Origin of the sequence: Clostridium aestuarii (assembly GCF_026735135.1) — a bacterium.
GTDB lineage: Bacteria > Bacillota > Clostridia > Clostridiales > Clostridiaceae > Clostridium_H > Clostridium_H aestuarii.
Genome location: NZ_JAPQER010000002.1, coordinates 580,392 through 597,824, shown reverse-complemented (window position 1 = coordinate 597,824; position 17,433 = coordinate 580,392). Strand labels below are relative to the sequence as shown.

Here is a 17,433-nt window from a genome sequence, read left to right as displayed (position 1 = left end):
GGTAGGTTGCTGTGAGTAAAGAATTATTAATAGAATTACAAAAGGAATGTATTGAACTTGGGATGGCTGGAAGTAACCTTGGCATAGATAATATTAAATTCCAAAAATTATTGCCCAAATTTGAAAAGCTAGGACAAAAAATAAAGCCCTTTAGAATGGTTGCAGAGAGAATTAATACTTTATTAAATTCAAAACATCATGAAAGTGAAGATAATTTAATATCTCTTTTAAACCTAGTTAATGCTATATTATCTACGCAAGCTGAAACTGATATTGAAGGAGAAATTCAAGTAATTGAGGGAACTTCTGGTGATATGAATGCAAATGTATCAAGTCATATTATCTTGCCAGTAGCAAGAGCATTAACTACTACAGGTGGGGGTCGTTATAATGTTATTGAGGAAGCAGTTAAAGAGGAGGTAATTTCAGATTTTAGATTAATTCCGTTACTTATAAAGGGATTAGATGATAAATACGGTGAAATAGGTCAGCTGATTTATGATAAGCTGAAGGATGTGAACAATTCTGAGTTTCTTCCCCTTTTACAAGAAAGTTTTGATAGACAAGGTAAAAAAGGTGATGCATTTAGACTAAGTCTTATTGCACAAATTCTTGGAGAAGATATAAGAGAATTCTGCATCGATTTATTAGAAGATAGTTCTAAAGATATTAAAGTTGAAGCTGTGAATATTTTAGGTAACTTAAATGATACAGAAAATATTTTATTAGAGCAGGTGAAATCAAAAAGTAAAGATGTTAGGAAGGCAGCTTATTGCGGTCTTGTAAAAATAAATTCACATGAAGTAAGAAAAGAATTAGAAAAAGCTATTAAAAAAACGGATTATGATATTGTTCTATCAGCTATAGAATGTTCTAATGAAGAAAATTATACAGATATTTTACTTGTAGGATTAAAAGACTCTTATGAAAAGCTTACTAAAAAGCAGAGTGAAAAGGGAATCCAAAAAATTGTTGATATTCTATATGAAATAAAAGAGCATAAAAGTAAAGAAGTATTTGAATTTTTAGTTAAATGTTTAGAAGATGATAAAATAGATAATTGGGAAATTAAAGGATACTATTATACAACATTTCAAAGTTGTGTAGTTAAGTGTATAGCAGAATATGAAGATTTTTCAGAGAAAGATAGAGATATAATTGAGAGTAAAAAAGAGAACCAAAATTATAGTGATTTTGATTTAGTTTTTAAAATCTCTCTAAAAAGTAGAACTCAAGAGGAAATATATGAAATATATAGTCCGTATTTTATAAATAGAAGAATCAAAAAAGAGATGGTAAATAAAACAATGCGTATATTTTCAGAATACTTAGGATGTGATCCAACAAATTGGAAAGTAGGTAGAGACATTTGGTATAGAAATTTAACGCAAGGGGATATAGAAAATGTGCTTCAGCCTGTCTATAAAGATTTTGATAAACGATGGATAGATATATTTAAAAAATACAAGATATATTATATGCTTTCATATACATTGAATGAAAATGATACTAGTACAGTAGAGTTTATGGTTAATAGTATGAAAAAATATGAGAAATTGAATAAATATAATCGAGAAAATTTTGGAGAGTTTTCGGATGATTTAATGGGTATACTTACTGGGATGGTAAAAATAGGATATGAGGAAGCTTATGAAGTGATTTTAAAATATGTAAAAGCGACAATTGGGGATAATTTAAAATTTGATAAAATATTATTGCTTATACCTTATCTTCCTTCAAGCTATATAGATGAGATACAAAAATATATATTGGAGTTAAAAAATATGGATACTTCAGTTGATAATGCATATTTAGAGAGGGGAATTAAAAACATAGAAAGAGTTTTAACACGTTTAGAGAAAAATTAATAATCAGACAAAAGATTAGGAGTTGATGACTATGAAAAAAAATGATAAGATAATGCGTTTATCAGTAGAAAAACTATACGAAAAAGAAATCAAAGCTTTAATCAAGGCAGAAACAGAAGTCATTCCAGAAGGATGGCAGATGTCACCTAAATCTGTTAGAACTTTTATTTTAGGAGGTAAGGTAGGTAGAACTCAAATTACTCCTAAATACATAGGGAATCAAAGATTAGTTGAAATTGCAATTGCCACATTGTTGACAGATAGATCACTTCTTTTAATTGGAGAGCCTGGAACCGCAAAGTCATGGTTATCAGAAAATTTAACAGCAGCAATACATGGAGATTCTTCTAAGGTTGTTCAAGGAACAGCAGGTACTACTGAGGAACAGATTAGATATTCTTGGAATTATGCAATGCTACTTGCAAATGGACCAACAGAAGAGGCATTAGTTAAAACACCTGTATTTAGAGCAATGGAAAATGGACAAATTGCAAGAGTTGAAGAAATTTCAAGATGTGCATCAGAGGTTCAGGATGCATTGATTTCTATTCTTTCTGAAAAGAATATATCTATTCCAGAGTTAGATAAAGAGATTTATGCTAAAAAAGGATTTGCCATAATAGCAACAGCAAATACAAGAGATAAAGGTGTAAATGATATGTCTTCAGCACTTAAAAGACGTTTTAATATTATTGTGTTACCTACACCTAAAAAGATAGAAACTGAAATTGAAATTGTAAGAAAAAGAGTTAAAGAGATTTCAACAAGTCTTGATTTACAAGCACAGCTTCCAACAGAAGATTCTATAGCTAAAATAGTAACAGTATTTAGAGAGCTTAGAGAGGGAACTACTTTTGATAAGACTATGAAGCTTAAGAGTCCTAGTGGTGTAATATCCACAGCCGAAGCTATTTCACTTTTAACAAACAGTATGGCTCTTGCGGGAAGCTTTGGAAATGGAGAGATTCAAGATGTTGATATTGCAGCAGGATTGCAGGGTGCAGTAGTTAAAGATGAATCAAAAGATCAAATAGTTTGGAAGGAATATTTAGAGAATGTAATGAGAAAAAGAGGCTCAGAGTGGAAGGATTTATACAAGGCATGTAAGGAGTTAAATGGATAATGAATAATGTAAATGTTTTTGGAGTACGTCATCTTTCACCTAGTAGTTCATATCATTTGATAGAATTCTTAGAAAGAATAAAACCTACAGCAGTATTAATTGAAGGTTTATGTGATGCCAATGAACATATTTCTTCAATTGTTAATCCTAAAAATAAAGCTCCATTAGCAATATTAGCATATACAGATAGTATACCTGTGAAGACTATATTATATCCTATAGCATCCTATTCTCCAGAATATCAAGCTTTAGTTTGGGCAAACAAAAATAATGCCTATTCAGCATTTATTGATCTTCCATCTGATATATCTTTGATGTTAAATACTGTAGATGAAGAAGTTGAAGTAGAGCATGATGAGAATATTATAAAAAAGAAAATAGATGCAGCTTACATATATAACAGAAATTCTTTATATGAAAGAATTGCAGAGCTTTCCGATGAACCAAATTATGAAACATATTGGGAAAGAAATTTTGAGCATAATTTAGATTTAGATTCCTATAGAAATATGATTTATGAATTTTGTGTGCATATGAGACAGCTTACAGAAGAAAGTGAGGCTGTACATGACAGAAAAGAATATGCTAGAAACCTAGTTAGGGAAGCTTTTATGAGAAGGCAAATTAAAGATGTTATAGAGGCTGGTCATAAACCAGAAAAAATAGTTGTTGTAACTGGTGCATATCATGCTTCCGCATTGAATATGGATTTAAGTCCTATGAGTGATGATGAAATAAAAGCGTTGCCTAAAACTAAAACAAATATTACCTTAATGCCGTATTCCTATTATAGATTATCTAGTCAAGCTGGATATGGTGCAGGTAATAAAGCACCTTTTTATTATAAGTTAATGTGGGAATGTTTAACTGAAAATGATTTGGAAAAACTCCCAGCAATGTATGTTACGAATTTAGTAAAATATTTAAGAGATAAAGGTACATATAGATCACCAGCAGAAGTAATAGAAGGGGTTAGACTTGCAAAGTCTTTAGCATATTTGCATGGAAGTAAAATACCAACACTTATAGATCTTCAAGATGCTAGCAGTACATGTTTAGGTCAGGGCAAAAAGTCAGTAGTTGCTGAAGCTATGGTAAGAACTGAAATTGGAATAGAAATTGGACATATTGAGGAAGGTATAAGTCAAACTCCTATACAAGATGATTTTTATAGAAAATTGAAAAAACTAAAGCTTGAAAAGTATAAAAGCACAGTTGCACAGGATTTAGTTTTAGATATTAGAGAAAATAGAAGAGTTAAATCTGAGAATTTAGCCTTTTTGGATTTGAGAAGAGCGGAATTTTTTAATAAGCTTAAGCTTTTAAATATAGACTTTGCTACACCCAAGAATACTTCTCAAGATAAGGCAACTTGGAAAGAAGAATGGGTTTTAAGATGGACTCCAGAATCAGAGATTCAGCTAGTGGAAGCTGTTCTGCTTGGAAATAGTATAGAACTTGCCACTGCATTTAAATTAGATGAAATTCTTAAAACTTGCGAAGATATTTCGGAAGCTTCGGAACTTGTTTTAGTAGCTTGTAAATGTGGAATGGAAAAAGCTGTTGATAATGGAAGAAGGATAGTTCAAGGATTATCTGCAGATGCAAGTGATTTTGTTGAAATTACTAAGGCACTTAGAAATATTTATCAGGTTATTAATTTTGGAAGTTTAAGAAAAATTAATACTGATAATTTAATAGAAATAGTAGAGCAATTGTTTTTAAAATTAAATCTTTTGATGATAGATTCATGTAATTGCAATGATGATAGAGCAAAGGAAATTATTGCATCAATATCACAGATAAATTTAATAGTTTCAGATAATATTATTAAATTAAATTATGAAATTTGGAAAGAAAAGCTCATAGAACTTTCAGATAGAGATGATAGAAATCCTAAACTTTCAGGATACGCTGCAGGAATTTTGCTTGAGAAAAATGAGATATCAGAAGAAAAATTATCACAGGAAATTTCTCGTAGACTATGTCCAGGTGTAGAGGTAGATTTAGGTGCAGGTTGGTTTGAAGGGTTAGCTGCAAGAAATCATTATACTCTTGTTTCGAAAATTGTAATTTTACAAAAATTAGATGAATATATAAATTCATTAGATGATGAGGAATTTACTAAAGCACTGGTATTTTTAAGAAGAACCTTTAGTGAATTTAGTTCTGATCATAAGCGAAGTATCAGTGAAAATTTAGGAGAGATGTGGAACACAAATAATGATGAATCAGAAGAAGAAATTCTGAAATCTTTAGATGAGATAGATGAGGAAGCTTTTGAGGATTTAGATGATTTTGATTTTGGAGATATATAATTATGGATAAAAAAAAGTTGAAAAGATGGAGATTGATATTAGGAAGTGAAAGTGAAGAATGTTTACAGAATTATAATAATGAAGGATTTGCTTTAGATAGTGATGAGAAAATTATGGACGAAGCATTAGCTGCTATATATGATGATACTTCTTTAAGTACTTCTAATAGTGGTTATGGTTCAAGAAGAAGTGCAGGTCTTGGAAAGTCAGCCCCTAAACTGGCAAAATGGTTAGGAGATATTAGAAACTATTTTCCAGAAGATATAGTAGCTGTAATACAAAATGATGCTATAGAAAGAAAAAATTTAACACAATTATTATTTGAACCAGAAATTTTAAAAGATGTTAAACCTGATATTTCTATGGTTTCAACTCTTTTAGCACTTAAGGATCAGATTCCTGAAGAAACAAAGGATACAGCACGAGAATTGGTTAGAAAACTTGTAGAAGATATACAAGAAAGATTGAAAAATGATATAGAAAGAGCAGTAGCGGGAGCAATAAACAAAAGAGAGCATTCTCCTATTCCATCACTTAAAGCAATAGATTGGAAATATACAATAAGTAAAAACTTAAAAAATTATAATTTAGAACATAAAAAGATTATTCCAGAGAAATTTTACTATTTTAATAGAGCAAAGCAATCTAATAACTGGACTATAATTTTAGATATTGACCAAAGTGGTTCTATGGCTGAATCAGCTATTTATGCATCAATAGTAGGATCAATATTTGCCAGTATAAAAGCATTGAAGACGCATGTCATTGCTTTTGACACTTCTGTGGTGGATTTAAGTGAAGAATGTGGGAATGATCCTGTAGATATGATTTTTGGAATACAATTAGGTGGAGGAACTGATATAAATAAGTCTGTTACATACTGTCAAGAACTAATCAGTGAACCACAAAAATCTATTTTCATACTTATTTCGGATCTTTATGAAGGTGGAAACCAACGGGATTTGATAAGAAGAGTGAAAGAAATGAAGAATGCAGGGGTAATAGTTATATGTTTATTAGCTATATCAGACAATGGAGTTCCATCTTATGATGAAAGATTGGCAAAAAAATTTGCATCAATGAATATACCTACGTTTGGAGCTACTCCTAATGTACTTCCTGAATTAATAGAAGGAGTACTAAAAAATAAGGATTTAGGAGAACTTACTAAAAATATTGGTAAGAAATAAAAGGAAGGATGATTAATATGAAATTATATTTTGCAGGTCCTTTATTTTGTAATGCGGAAAAAGAGTTTAATAAAAAACTAACCAAACAAATTGAAAAATTAGGATATGAAGTGTTTTTACCTCAGGGGGATGGAGCTATTATAGATAAAGAACCATATATAAATATGAGTAATTCTGAAAAAGCTAAAGTTATATTTGAAATTGATAAAAAGGAAATGTTTAAATCTGATATATTTTTATTTGTACTTGATGGCAGAATACCAGATGAAGGAGCTTGTGTTGCATTAGGAATGGTTTATATGCACAAAAATCTTATAAATAAGAATAGAATATTGATAGGGTTACAAACTGATAAAAGAGCTGCATATTTGTATTCTAAATTAAATCCAATGATAGAAGCATCTATGGACTATATTGTTGAAAGTGTTCCTGAATTATTAAAATTTCTAAAAGAAAAAATAATAAATAAATAAGTTCTTATATAAAACTTAGAACTAAATGATAATAAATGAAATAAAAAAGTAATAATAACAAAGCTTGTATAATTTCAACAATTATACAAGCTTTGTTTAGTTTAATAAAAAGGTATTTTACATAGAGTACATAACAATCTTACAAAAATGTAAGGATAAACAGTATTATTGTAATCTAATTGAATGGATTGTGTTTTGTTTTATCTGTAGAATAAAGTTAAAGATGAACAAAAGAACATTTAAAGGAGTGAGTAAAAATGAAAAAAGTGATTATTGGTTCAATAATACCAATTATTTTGCTTATTGGAATAAGCAGCTCCGCATATCAAATTAAGGACAATAAGTATTCTATGAATGAAGATTTAGTTAAACAAATTTCTGATAATATACCTAACTATGTTTCAATAGATAAGATTCCAGAGAACTTAAAAAATGCTATTGTATCTGTTGAAGATAAAAGGTTTTTTAAGCATTATGGGTTTGATGTTTTAGCAATTTCAAGAGCTGTTTATAAAGACATAAAAGAAGGTAAATTTAAGCAAGGAGGAAGTACTATTACTCAGCAGTTAGCTAAAAATTTATTTTTATCAGCAGACAAAAAAATGTCTAGAAAGTTTAAAGAATTAATTTTAGCAATCAAGTTAGAAAATAAATATACAAAAGATCAAATTTTAGAAATGTATTTGAATGTTATTTATTATGGTTCGGGACAATATGGAATTCAAAATGCAAGTAAAGGATTCTTTGGTAAAAATGTATGGGAACTTTCATTAGAAGAGTGTGCTATGTTAGCAGGGTTACCTCAGGCTCCGAGTGCTTATAATCCTAATAAACATTATGATAGAGCTAAAAAAAGACAAGAAATTGTACTAGCTTTAATGAGAAAAAATGGTTTTATTGATAATCAAGTAGAACAAAAAAGTCAAAAGGAAATGATATTAGCTGCTGAATAATTTTAAATACAAGTTTTTATAACCTAAAATACTCTTCATTTAATATGAAGGGTATTTTAGGTTAATGTTATTTGTTTTATTCAAATTTTGTCCCACATTTTGGACAAAATTTAATATCAGTATTTTTCCCTAAATATGCTTTACATGCAGGGCATCTCCAATTTAAAAATGAAAATATTACAGAACCTATAATAATTACTCCAACAATAATACAAATAACTATTCCAGGAATTCCCAAAAAAGAAGTTTCATCAATTCGAGCATTACTAAGCTCAGGATGAGTTATTCTTATAATAAATCCTATTAATATTATAGCTATTACTGGTATAGTAGTTATCACCTGACGTTTTTTTCTTTTTTTAAACTCCTTAATTACAGCTGTATTAACCTCTTTATACTGAATCCCATCGAAGTTTTCATCCATTGTTTTTGTCACTCCTTTATATATTTAGTGAAGTATATTCTATATTAATTTAATTATATTTATACATAAATAAACACAAAATCCATTTTATCAGCAAAAGATTAAAAATACAATTAGAAAAGTATAGAGTTACATGATAAAATATGGGGATAAAGATTTAATATTATAATTATATAAAATTTAAAGTGATTTTGTTGTGATAATAAGACTTAGTATAACTAGAGAGGTAATATAAAATGAATAATAAAACATATATGATTAACAACTATAAAAATATTGCTGAAAAATTTAAAGAAGAAAATCAGTTATTGAAAGCACTGAAATTTTATGACAAGGCATATTCCTATAAAGAAGGAAATAGAGATGTTGAGTTACTGTTAGATATTGCGTTATTACATGATGAACTTGAAAATTATACTTTGGCACAAGAAAAATATTATGAAGTGTTAGCTATTAATTCAGAAGATGCTAGGGCTTATTATGGTTTAGCAGTTCTATATGATAATCAAAAGAAATACTTAAAGGCTATAGATTATTATAAAAAAGCTATAGAAATTAATCCTAATTATGATAGAGCTTATTTCTTTTTAGCTAATGCTTATGATGAAATTAAAGAAAAGGATAAAGCCATTACATATTATAAAAAAGTAATAGAACTTCAACCAGAAGATTTTTGGGCTTATGTAAATTTAGGTTCTATTTATGAAGAATTAAATAAAAATGAGTTAGCTTTAGAAATTATGAAAAAAGCTTTAGAAATTATTCCCGACCAATATATGGCTTTGTATAACATGGGAGTGATTTTGAAAAAATTAGGTTGTAACTCAGAAGCTGTATGTTATTATAAGCAGGCTATTGAAAAAAATCCTCATTACCCATCTAGTTTTTTGAATCTGGCTGTTTTTTATAAGGAGCAGAAAAACTATAAAAAAGCGATTGAAGTTATTAGTGAAGGCATAAAATATAATTTAAAAACGGATTTTTTATACTATAATAGGGCTTGTTTTTATGTACATGAAAATCTTTTAGAACATTCACTAAATGATCTTATTAAAGCAGTTGAACTTTATCCTGGGTTTATTAAATATATAAAAGAAGACGATGAATTAAATCCAGTAAAGAAACTGAAAGAATATAAAGAAATTTTTAATAATAAAGAGCGTCTGTAACCGCAATGTTATGGGGTTCTTTTTCTAGTTTTATGTAAGAATATTCATATGATTGTATAGTAGACTAATAAAATTAGTTTAATATTTTTAATTGTAACTATTGCAGTATTATTTATTTCTTTTCAGATATCTAGAAAGGTTTATGATAAAAGAGAATTTTAGATATATGTATATCAAATTTATTATATGGTATAATAAGGTATAATTTCATGTTAAGAAAAAGGGAGGTATACAAATGAGTGTACATATAGGAGCAAAGGAGAATGAAGTAGCAAAAACCGTTTTATTACCAGGAGATCCGTTGAGAGCAAAGTATATTGCAGAGAATTATTTGGAAGATGTAGTTTGTTACAATGAAGTAAGAGGAATGTATGGGTTTACAGGAACATATAAGGGGAAAAGAATTTCAGTTCAAGGAACAGGTATGGGAGTTCCATCGATATCTATATATGCAAATGAGCTTATAGAAAGCTATGGTGTTAAGAATCTAATAAGAGTAGGTAGTTGTGGTTCTATACAAGAAGATGTAAAAGTAAGAGATGTAATTTTAGCTATGAGTGCTTCAACTACCTCAGGTATTAATAAAATACGTTTTAAAGGAATGGATTTTGCTCCTACAGCTAACTTTGATTTGCTAAAGAAAGCTTATGATATTGCTAAAAGCAAAGAGGTTAACGTTAAAGTAGGAAGTGTACTTACTAGCGACTTGTTTTATAATGATGATCCAAATTCATGGAAACAATGGGCAGATTTTGGTGCATTAGCTATAGAAATGGAAACTGCTGGTTTGTATACACTTGGAGCAAAATATGGCGTAAATACTCTTACAATTTTAACTGTTAGTGACAGTTTAGTGACTGGAGAAGAAACAACTTCATATGAACGTCAAACTTCATTTACAAAGATGATGGAAATTGCACTTGAAATAGCAGAATAAATGGATAAATTAGTAAAATAAAGTTATTTGTAGAAAAACTTATTATGTATAAGTATAAATCTTAATAATTAAAAAAGTTTTTTATAACCACAGGCATAGCCTGTGGTATTCGTTATACAATAAAAAAGAACCCTAAAATCAATTAAGATTTTAAAGTTCTATTCTAATTCCAAGAATTCTATTTGAATTGATTTGCTAATCGTTTCTTTTTTATTTCAGCAATACCCCATATAACAATTGGAAAAATCACTTGAAATGGGAAGGCGTAATATGGATATATTCCTTTATTCCACTCCATATAATCCATTACACTATCAAATTCAAAATAAGATAAATTAAGTATAAATAAAGCTATAGGAGTTACAATAAATTGGTAATGATTATATCCAAAAATTCTAGTAAATCCTTTACAGGCAGCCAACAATGTTATGCTTATTTTAATAAAGCCTCCTAACATAAATACCAGAGCAACTAATGCTTCTAATCTTTGTAAAACTTCACCAATATTTATTTTTTTAACAGTGGAATAAGAAGGATAATGTAATGTTAAAGACGAATTTATTCCTAAGACTAGAGTATTAGTTAAAGAGGTCATGAGCAATATTATTCCTCCTAGCAATAAACCTATAATATAAACTTTATAAGGCGATTTTTGTGTTTTAAATTTAGAAAAAGCCATTGTAAATGATACAGTTTCAACAAAAGGTATTGAAAGTGGTCCGAATGCTCCTTTTACAACTGGGTTTATACCATTATATAAAACAGGTCGAATATTATTTATATTCATATTAGGAATTAATAATAATACAATACTAAACATAACAATAATAACTATAGGTAGGAAAAATTCTGCCCATCTACCCATAACTTCGGTTCCTTCCTTTACTGCCCAAATACATAGTATTATTAGGCTCATCATTATGATAATTATAGGTGTCTCAGGAAGTGAAACAGTTTTAATAAAATTACCAAAATCCCTTAAAATTAAAGATGTTAAATCAATCATATACCAAGTAAATAATACTATAATTGCTTTTGAAATAAACCTACCAAAACAAAATTCTATAATATCAAAAAAATCTTTATGTGGAAAAAGATAGTGGATTTTCGAATATACAGCCATTATAGGTAATGCCATAAAAATGGCTAAAATAATAGCTAGCCATAAATCTTTTTCAGCTTCAAGTCCCATTACCAGTATTGAAGATTCACCTATTATAAACAAAACAATAAGAGATATACCTTGCTTATCAGAAATAACTTCTTTATTCATTAGTTGTTCCACCCATCAAAATTATTGAGTAAATTGATAATTATTTTATTTAAAATAATTAAATATATTTACTTAAATAGTTTAACCAAATAACTAAATATTATAGTAAATTTCTTCCTACTATAATATTTAATTATTATTCAACCGTATTAACTATTTATCAATAGAAGCGGCAAGAGTAGGAGAAACCGTAAAAAAATTGCAGTAGTTGCTGATGAGATTAGAAAGCTTTCAGAACAAACATCTATTTCTACAGAAGAAATAAGACAAAAAATAAATGATATCAAAAAGTTTACATGAAGAAATAAATAAGTTTATACTATAATTATAAAAGGAGTTATTTTGATAATTTTTAAAATTATTTTAATTTAGTAAAATTAAGGGGGATAAATACTATGAAGGTAACTGTTGTTTTCCATAGTGTATGTGGAAACACATATCTTATGGCAAAAGAAATTTATAAAAATTTTTTAAGAAAGGGAATAGATGCTGGAATATATAGAGTAAAAGATGATGATTTAAAAGAACTTTCACATAATTATCCAATAATTAATGAGTACTTAGATGAAATCTTACAAATACCAATTATAGATTTAGAGACTATTTTGGAAAGTGATTACATCTTTTTAGGTTCTCCAACTTATTTTGGAAATGTATCTGCTGAAATGAAAGCTTTTATGGATTCTTTTTCGCCTTTATGGTCTGATGGAAAATTGTTTGGTAAAAAACTGGTTGCTTTTACCTCATGTGGTGATCCTCAAGGTGGGGGACAAGTTTGTCTGCGTTCAATAAATACTTTTGCACAGCATATGGGGATGCTACCAATTCCCATTCCAGCAAATTTAAGTTCTAAAAAAAGTTATCCAGCTTATGGAATGATGCATTGTTCAGGAGATATGGGAGATAATAGATTAGATGAATGTACAAAGGATGATATAAAAAAATTAATAAATTTATTGGTAAAAAAACAAACTATTTTATGATAATATAGTACAATAAAGATATTGAGAGCATTTACAAAGTAAAACTCTGCAGAAATATATTCAGCAGAGTTTTACTTTGTAAAAAAATAAAATTTAATATTATTCCAAATATTTTCGGACACAAAATCACTATAAACACCAATATAAGTTTTGATATTTATTAAGCATATGTTATATTGAATATTAATAGAGTAAACAGAATGACTAGAATATATTTAAGATAAATTTAATAATAATTTAATTTCAATTTAAGAACTAATTGTTATAATTTTTTATGCTGAATTTTAAGTAGCGTGGGAGGGAAAACTTTGAATCTTGTAAAAAGTATAGAAACAGGAAAAAAAAGTATCAATAGAATGGGAATTTTAAAAGCTTTATTAGTTGTAGTTATTTCAATTTTTATAGAAACAGGTGGATTTTTCTTTGATGGTTGGACAAGCACTTTGGGAAATGCAGAACATTATATGAAACTTGTTATTGATGTGATATTTAAATTTTTAGCGTTGTTGGTGATTTTAAAACTATTTAGCAGAAAATCTTCAGAAGAGTATAAATATAATGCTCCAGGTTTACAATATTATATTTATATTTTTGTTATGGTTATAGGATATCGCTTATTTTATGAATATAGTGTAGGAGGTATTACTAGACATATAAAAATGAATCCTATAATTGAAAAAGCATTCGAAGAACTTGCGATTTCACCTATTGTTTTAATCATTTCAATTGTCTTTATTGCACCTATATATGAAGAAATGATTTTTAGAGGAATTATACTAAACGGCTTGGCTAAAAAAATCAATATTAAAGTTGCTGTTGTTATATCAGCTTTGTTATTTGCTGTAATGCATATGAATTTAATTCAGGGTATAAATACATTTTTCCTAGGTATTTTATTTGGATTTATTTATATAAAAACAAAATCAATATATTTAAGCATTTTTGCTCATTTTATTAATAATTCTTTTGGAATTATTATTGGTAGCATAATAGAACAACTAGGATTTGGAAATACTTTAGTACTTCAATCTACAGTAACAATTATTGGAGCTATATTTATGCTTATTGCATGTCTATGGTACAATAAAAATGCAAAATTTAATATATGTAGCTCAGATTTATCCTAAATAGGATTTAATCTGAGCTTTTTATTTTATGAGAAAACATCTACAAATAAGTAGGTGTTTTTTATTTATAATCGAAAAACTTAACTTTATTAGAAGTTTTTATCGTTTGTATTGTAACAAAAGACATAATATCAAAATATTTTAATATTATAGTGGTTAAGGGAGGCAGAATTATGAAATGTGAAATAATTGATTGTATAGATGCTGGAACTGAGTACTGTCCTTGTCATTTAGCAGAAACAGGAGATTGTATTTTATGTTCAGAACTTTCTGATAAGAAATTTTGTGATTGTGTAAACTGGAATGGTACTTGCATATACCAGGAATATATTTTAAATGGAAGTAAGGCAAAAGAGGGAAGAAAAAATTATTTGTGTAGAATAGTAAAAAAAGAACCAGTTGAAGGAGATTTGATAATACTTACTATAAAAGTTTCTCATGGTTTAGTACAAGAATTAGTTTACCCAGGAAGCTTTGTTTTCCTAAGAAATCCTTCAAGCAATCAATATTATGATTCACCGATTTCTATTATGGAAGCAGATAGAACAGCAGAAATAATAAAAGTAGCTATAGAGGTAAAAGGAACAAAAACAAAAAAGATAGATGAATTAAAAGAAAATGACAATGTTTTAGTAAAAGGTCCGTTTTGGAATGGAGTTTTAGGAGTAAAGCATGTATATAATGCTAAAAATGGGCATTCTATTATAATTGCAAGAGGTATAGGAATTGCTCCAATGATACCTGTGCTTAGAAAATTACATTCTAATGGTAATAAAGTTACTGTTATATTTGATAAGGCTAATTATAAAAACAACTTTGTTAAAAAGTATTTAGAAAAGTATGATGCTGAGGTTATAGAATGTTGTACATTTAACGCTGGAGAGATAACAGAAGAATTAAAAAATATATTATCTAAAATAATTGATAAGGAGGAAATAAATTTAATACATTGTTCTGCTGTAGATATTCTTATTTATAAGATATTAGAATTTATAGATGAGGATATAAATTATTCTTGCTGTAATAATGCAAAAATGTGTTGTGGTGAAGGAACCTGTGGAGCATGTACAGTTAGATTTAAAGGACATAAGCTTAAAAGATTATGCAAACTTCAAACTGATCCTAGGTACATTTTTGAAGGGAGGAGACTAATATGAAGGTTATTGTAATTGGTGGAGGTTGGTCTGGATGTGCTGCAGCAATTGCAGCTAAAAAGGCAGGAGCAGATGTAACAGTATATGAAAAAACAGATTTACTTTTAGGACTTGGAAATGTTGGAGGAATAATGAGAAATAACGGAAGATATACTGCTAGCGAAGAGCTTATAGCTTTAGGTGGCGGAGATTTGATAAATTTAACAGATAAAAACAGCAGACATAAAAATATAGATTTTCCTGGGCATAAACATGCATGGCTTTACGATGTAAACAAAATAGAACCTGAAGTTAGAAAATATTTAAAGAATATGGGTATTGAGTTAAAACTTATTAATAGAGTTATAAATGTTGAAAAAGAAGGAAATAAAATAAAGGGAATATATTTGTATGATGGTAGTTATCAAGAAGCTGATGTTTTTGTAGAGACTACTGGAACTACAGGTCCTATGGGGAATTGTTTAAGATATGGAAATGGATGTTCGATGTGTATTTTGAGATGTCCAGCTTTTGGACCTAGAATAAGTATAAGTAAAAGAGCAGGTATAGAAGATATTCAAGGAGAAAGAGCAGAAGAAGTATATGGAGCTTTCAGCGGCTCGTGTAAGTTGTGCAAGGAGAGTATATCACCAGAGGTACTTAAAGAATTAGAAGAAAAAGGAGTAGCTGTTTTAAAGATTCCTTCTGAGGATATAAATATGGATAAATTAAAGATAAAAGTTTGTCAGCAATATGCTTTAAAAGAATTTGCTGAAAATGTAGTTCTTTTGGATACTGGACATGTAAAACTTATGACATCTTATTATCCTTTAGAAAAACTCAGAAAGATTAAAGGATTAGAATATGCTAGATATCTAGATCCATATGCTGGGGGTAAAGGAAATTCAATAAGATATTTGGCAATAACCCCTAGAGATAATGGTATGAAAGTAAAAGGGCTAGATAATTTATTCTGTGCAGGAGAAAAAGCTGGATTATTTGTAGGGCATACTGAAGCTATATGTACAGGGACTCTTGCGGGGCACAATGCTGTTAGATATGCAATTAATAAACCATTATTAGAACTTCCAAAGAAAACAGTAATAGGAGACATCATTAATTATGCAAATCATAGATTACTAGAAGAAAAAGATAAGAGAAGCAGATTTACATTTGCAGGTTCTATTTACTTTGAAAGAATGCAAAAATTAGGGTTGTATACTATTGATAAAACAGAAATTAAAAATAGAATTCAGAAGGTAGGATTAAACAATATATTTGGAGAAAAATTAGTATAGACTAAAAAACGTAATAAAGAGTTTAGGAAGTTAGGAATATAAAAATATGTTTATAGTAACAAAAGCATTTTGTGTATACAGGGTGCTTTTGTTTATCAATTTTAATATTTTTTATATTATGATTTATACAACGTGTATTACGTTTGATTTTACTAGCTGACATTTTTACTAAAGAATAACTACCTTTGAATCCTTGTTCTTTTATAATTTTATATATTTTTGTAGCTGAATGGCTTTTGGCAAAATATTAGTTACAACAACTGAATAAGTATTAGCTCTATCCCTAGTTATAATTTTTATTGTTGGATGTTGTTTGAGCCATTTCTTAAGCGTTTTTTAGACCTGTTATAAATATATAAAGCTAACTGATATTTGTTTAGTATAGGTAGAGAAATGGTTATTATTGCAGAAGAGAAAGCAAGTCATTTTTTAAAAGGAACAGGAAATTTGAAATGTGATAATTTCCTCATCCTATAAGTCTGAGAGAATTATCACATAGTGTGTATAGTAAAAAATATTAAATAACATCTAACACATAACAATAATTTTGTATGGTACGGTTTGGGCTGGGATACTCTTTGTAGTAGCACCATATATAACAATTAGATATCGGTTTGAAGGATTTTCGATAAAGGCTTGATCATTTTCAAGTATTATGTGAGTAAAGGGGGCAATGTTTAATTTTAACATATTATCGCTACTCACTAATTGATTATTAAAATAGTCTACTTTTACATTTTGATATGGTGTATCTTCTGCCATTACAATGGCATTATATTGTGGTGGGAAAATGAGAGGAACAGGTACATTTTCATCATAAAATCCAGTTACCACATCTCCTGGTACCACCATTATGTGGTCTACAAAGTAAGTACTTGGTGCCACAACGAAATTTACTAAAGCCCCATATTCATTTTCCACAGACATTAATTTATAACATCCTATTTCTGCATCATTTCCTCCTGGATACAGATCCATAATCATGGTAACAACACCCTTGAAAGATAGAAAATTTTTCATTTTTGCCGTCCTTATTAAAATTTATATCCTATATAGCTTATGAATTTTTAATATTTTGTGTTACATTTACTACTAAAACAGACAATTTTTAATTGAAATGAAAGATATTATAAATAAAAGTATTGATATATAAATGAATTAGTA

15 protein-coding genes and 1 pseudogene are annotated in these 17,433 nt (G+C 28.4%); 13 read left to right on the top strand and 3 right to left on the bottom strand.

Annotation, left to right across the window (positions count from 1 at the left end):
* The first annotated feature begins 11 nt into the window (after positions 1 to 11).
* The 6 genes from OW763_RS07055 (at position 12) to OW763_RS07030 (ending at position 7,925) form a co-directional block, all read left to right on the top strand.
* Positions 12 to 1,868 carry a HEAT repeat domain-containing protein gene (locus tag OW763_RS07055; RefSeq protein ID WP_268040383.1) on the top strand — a complete coding sequence of 619 codons (1,857 nt, stop codon included), beginning with the start codon at positions 12 to 14 and terminating at the stop codon, positions 1,866 to 1,868.
* A 31-nt stretch (positions 1,869 to 1,899) separates the two neighbouring features.
* The gene (locus tag OW763_RS07050) at positions 1,900 to 2,991 is read left to right on the top strand and encodes an ATP-binding protein (protein ID WP_268040382.1); all 1,092 of its coding nucleotides are present in this window, start codon (positions 1,900 to 1,902) and stop codon (positions 2,989 to 2,991) included.
* Positions 2,991 to 5,309 carry a DUF5682 family protein gene (locus OW763_RS07045; RefSeq protein WP_268040381.1) on the top strand — a complete coding sequence of 773 codons (2,319 nt, stop codon included), beginning with the start codon at positions 2,991 to 2,993 and terminating at the stop codon, positions 5,307 to 5,309. Before OW763_RS07050 ends, OW763_RS07045 begins: the two co-directional genes overlap by 1 nt.
* A gap of 2 nt (positions 5,310 to 5,311) precedes the next feature.
* The gene (locus tag OW763_RS07040; protein WP_268040380.1) at positions 5,312 to 6,499 is read left to right on the top strand and encodes a VWA domain-containing protein; all 1,188 of its coding nucleotides are present in this window, start codon (positions 5,312 to 5,314) and stop codon (positions 6,497 to 6,499) included.
* A gap of 17 nt (positions 6,500 to 6,516) precedes the next feature.
* Positions 6,517 to 6,972 carry a nucleoside 2-deoxyribosyltransferase gene (locus OW763_RS07035; RefSeq protein WP_268040379.1) on the top strand — a complete coding sequence of 152 codons (456 nt, stop codon included), beginning with the start codon at positions 6,517 to 6,519 and terminating at the stop codon, positions 6,970 to 6,972.
* Between the two features lie 257 nt (positions 6,973 to 7,229).
* On the top strand, positions 7,230 to 7,925 hold the full coding sequence (locus tag OW763_RS07030) for a transglycosylase domain-containing protein (RefSeq protein WP_268040378.1): 696 nt from the start codon (positions 7,230 to 7,232) through the stop codon (positions 7,923 to 7,925).
* A 76-nt stretch (positions 7,926 to 8,001) separates the two neighbouring features.
* On the opposite strand, the gene OW763_RS07025 is transcribed toward OW763_RS07030, so the two are convergent.
* Positions 8,002 to 8,349, bottom strand: coding sequence for a hypothetical protein (locus OW763_RS07025; RefSeq protein ID WP_268040377.1), 348 nt, complete (start codon positions 8,347 to 8,349; stop codon positions 8,002 to 8,004).
* Between the two features lie 236 nt (positions 8,350 to 8,585).
* On the opposite strand from OW763_RS07025, the gene OW763_RS07020 reads away from it, so the two are divergent.
* Together OW763_RS07020 and deoD are read left to right on the top strand one after the other, a co-directional pair.
* Positions 8,586 to 9,518 carry a tetratricopeptide repeat protein gene (locus tag OW763_RS07020; RefSeq protein WP_268040375.1) on the top strand — a complete coding sequence of 311 codons (933 nt, stop codon included), beginning with the start codon at positions 8,586 to 8,588 and terminating at the stop codon, positions 9,516 to 9,518.
* 235 nt (positions 9,519 to 9,753) lie between these two features.
* Positions 9,754 to 10,455: a purine-nucleoside phosphorylase gene (gene deoD, locus OW763_RS07015; protein ID WP_268040374.1), complete on the top strand. Its 702-nt coding sequence runs from the start codon at positions 9,754 to 9,756 to the stop codon at positions 10,453 to 10,455.
* 178 nt (positions 10,456 to 10,633) lie between these two features.
* Here deoD and OW763_RS07010 read toward each other — a convergent pair whose 3' ends face one another.
* Positions 10,634 to 11,728, bottom strand: a complete 1,095-nt coding sequence (locus OW763_RS07010) for a GerAB/ArcD/ProY family transporter (protein ID WP_268040373.1) — start codon at positions 11,726 to 11,728, stop codon at positions 10,634 to 10,636.
* Between the two features lie 160 nt (positions 11,729 to 11,888).
* On the opposite strand from OW763_RS07010, the pseudogene OW763_RS16975 reads away from it, so the two are divergent.
* The 5 genes and pseudogenes from OW763_RS16975 to OW763_RS06990 form a co-directional block, all read left to right on the top strand.
* Positions 11,889 to 12,019: pseudogene (locus OW763_RS16975) on the top strand (methyl-accepting chemotaxis protein); the annotation flags it as partial.
* Between the two features lie 104 nt (positions 12,020 to 12,123).
* Positions 12,124 to 12,711 carry a flavodoxin family protein gene (locus OW763_RS07005; RefSeq protein WP_268040371.1) on the top strand — a complete coding sequence of 196 codons (588 nt, stop codon included), beginning with the start codon at positions 12,124 to 12,126 and terminating at the stop codon, positions 12,709 to 12,711.
* Between the two features lie 308 nt (positions 12,712 to 13,019).
* Complete coding sequence (locus OW763_RS07000) at positions 13,020 to 13,838, top strand: CPBP family intramembrane glutamic endopeptidase (protein ID WP_268040370.1); 819 nt, start codon at positions 13,020 to 13,022, stop codon at positions 13,836 to 13,838.
* A 173-nt stretch (positions 13,839 to 14,011) separates the two neighbouring features.
* Positions 14,012 to 14,995 carry a sulfide/dihydroorotate dehydrogenase-like FAD/NAD-binding protein gene (locus OW763_RS06995; RefSeq protein ID WP_268040369.1) on the top strand — a complete coding sequence of 328 codons (984 nt, stop codon included), beginning with the start codon at positions 14,012 to 14,014 and terminating at the stop codon, positions 14,993 to 14,995.
* Complete coding sequence (locus OW763_RS06990) at positions 14,992 to 16,269, top strand: FAD-dependent oxidoreductase (RefSeq protein WP_268040368.1); 1,278 nt, start codon at positions 14,992 to 14,994, stop codon at positions 16,267 to 16,269. Before OW763_RS06995 ends, OW763_RS06990 begins: the two co-directional genes overlap by 4 nt.
* Positions 16,270 to 16,797: 528 nt before the next feature.
* Here OW763_RS06990 and OW763_RS06985 read toward each other — a convergent pair.
* Positions 16,798 to 17,289 carry a hypothetical protein gene (locus OW763_RS06985; RefSeq protein ID WP_268040367.1) on the bottom strand — a complete coding sequence of 164 codons (492 nt, stop codon included), beginning with the start codon at positions 17,287 to 17,289 and terminating at the stop codon, positions 16,798 to 16,800.
* Positions 17,290 to 17,433: the final 144 nt, after the last annotated feature.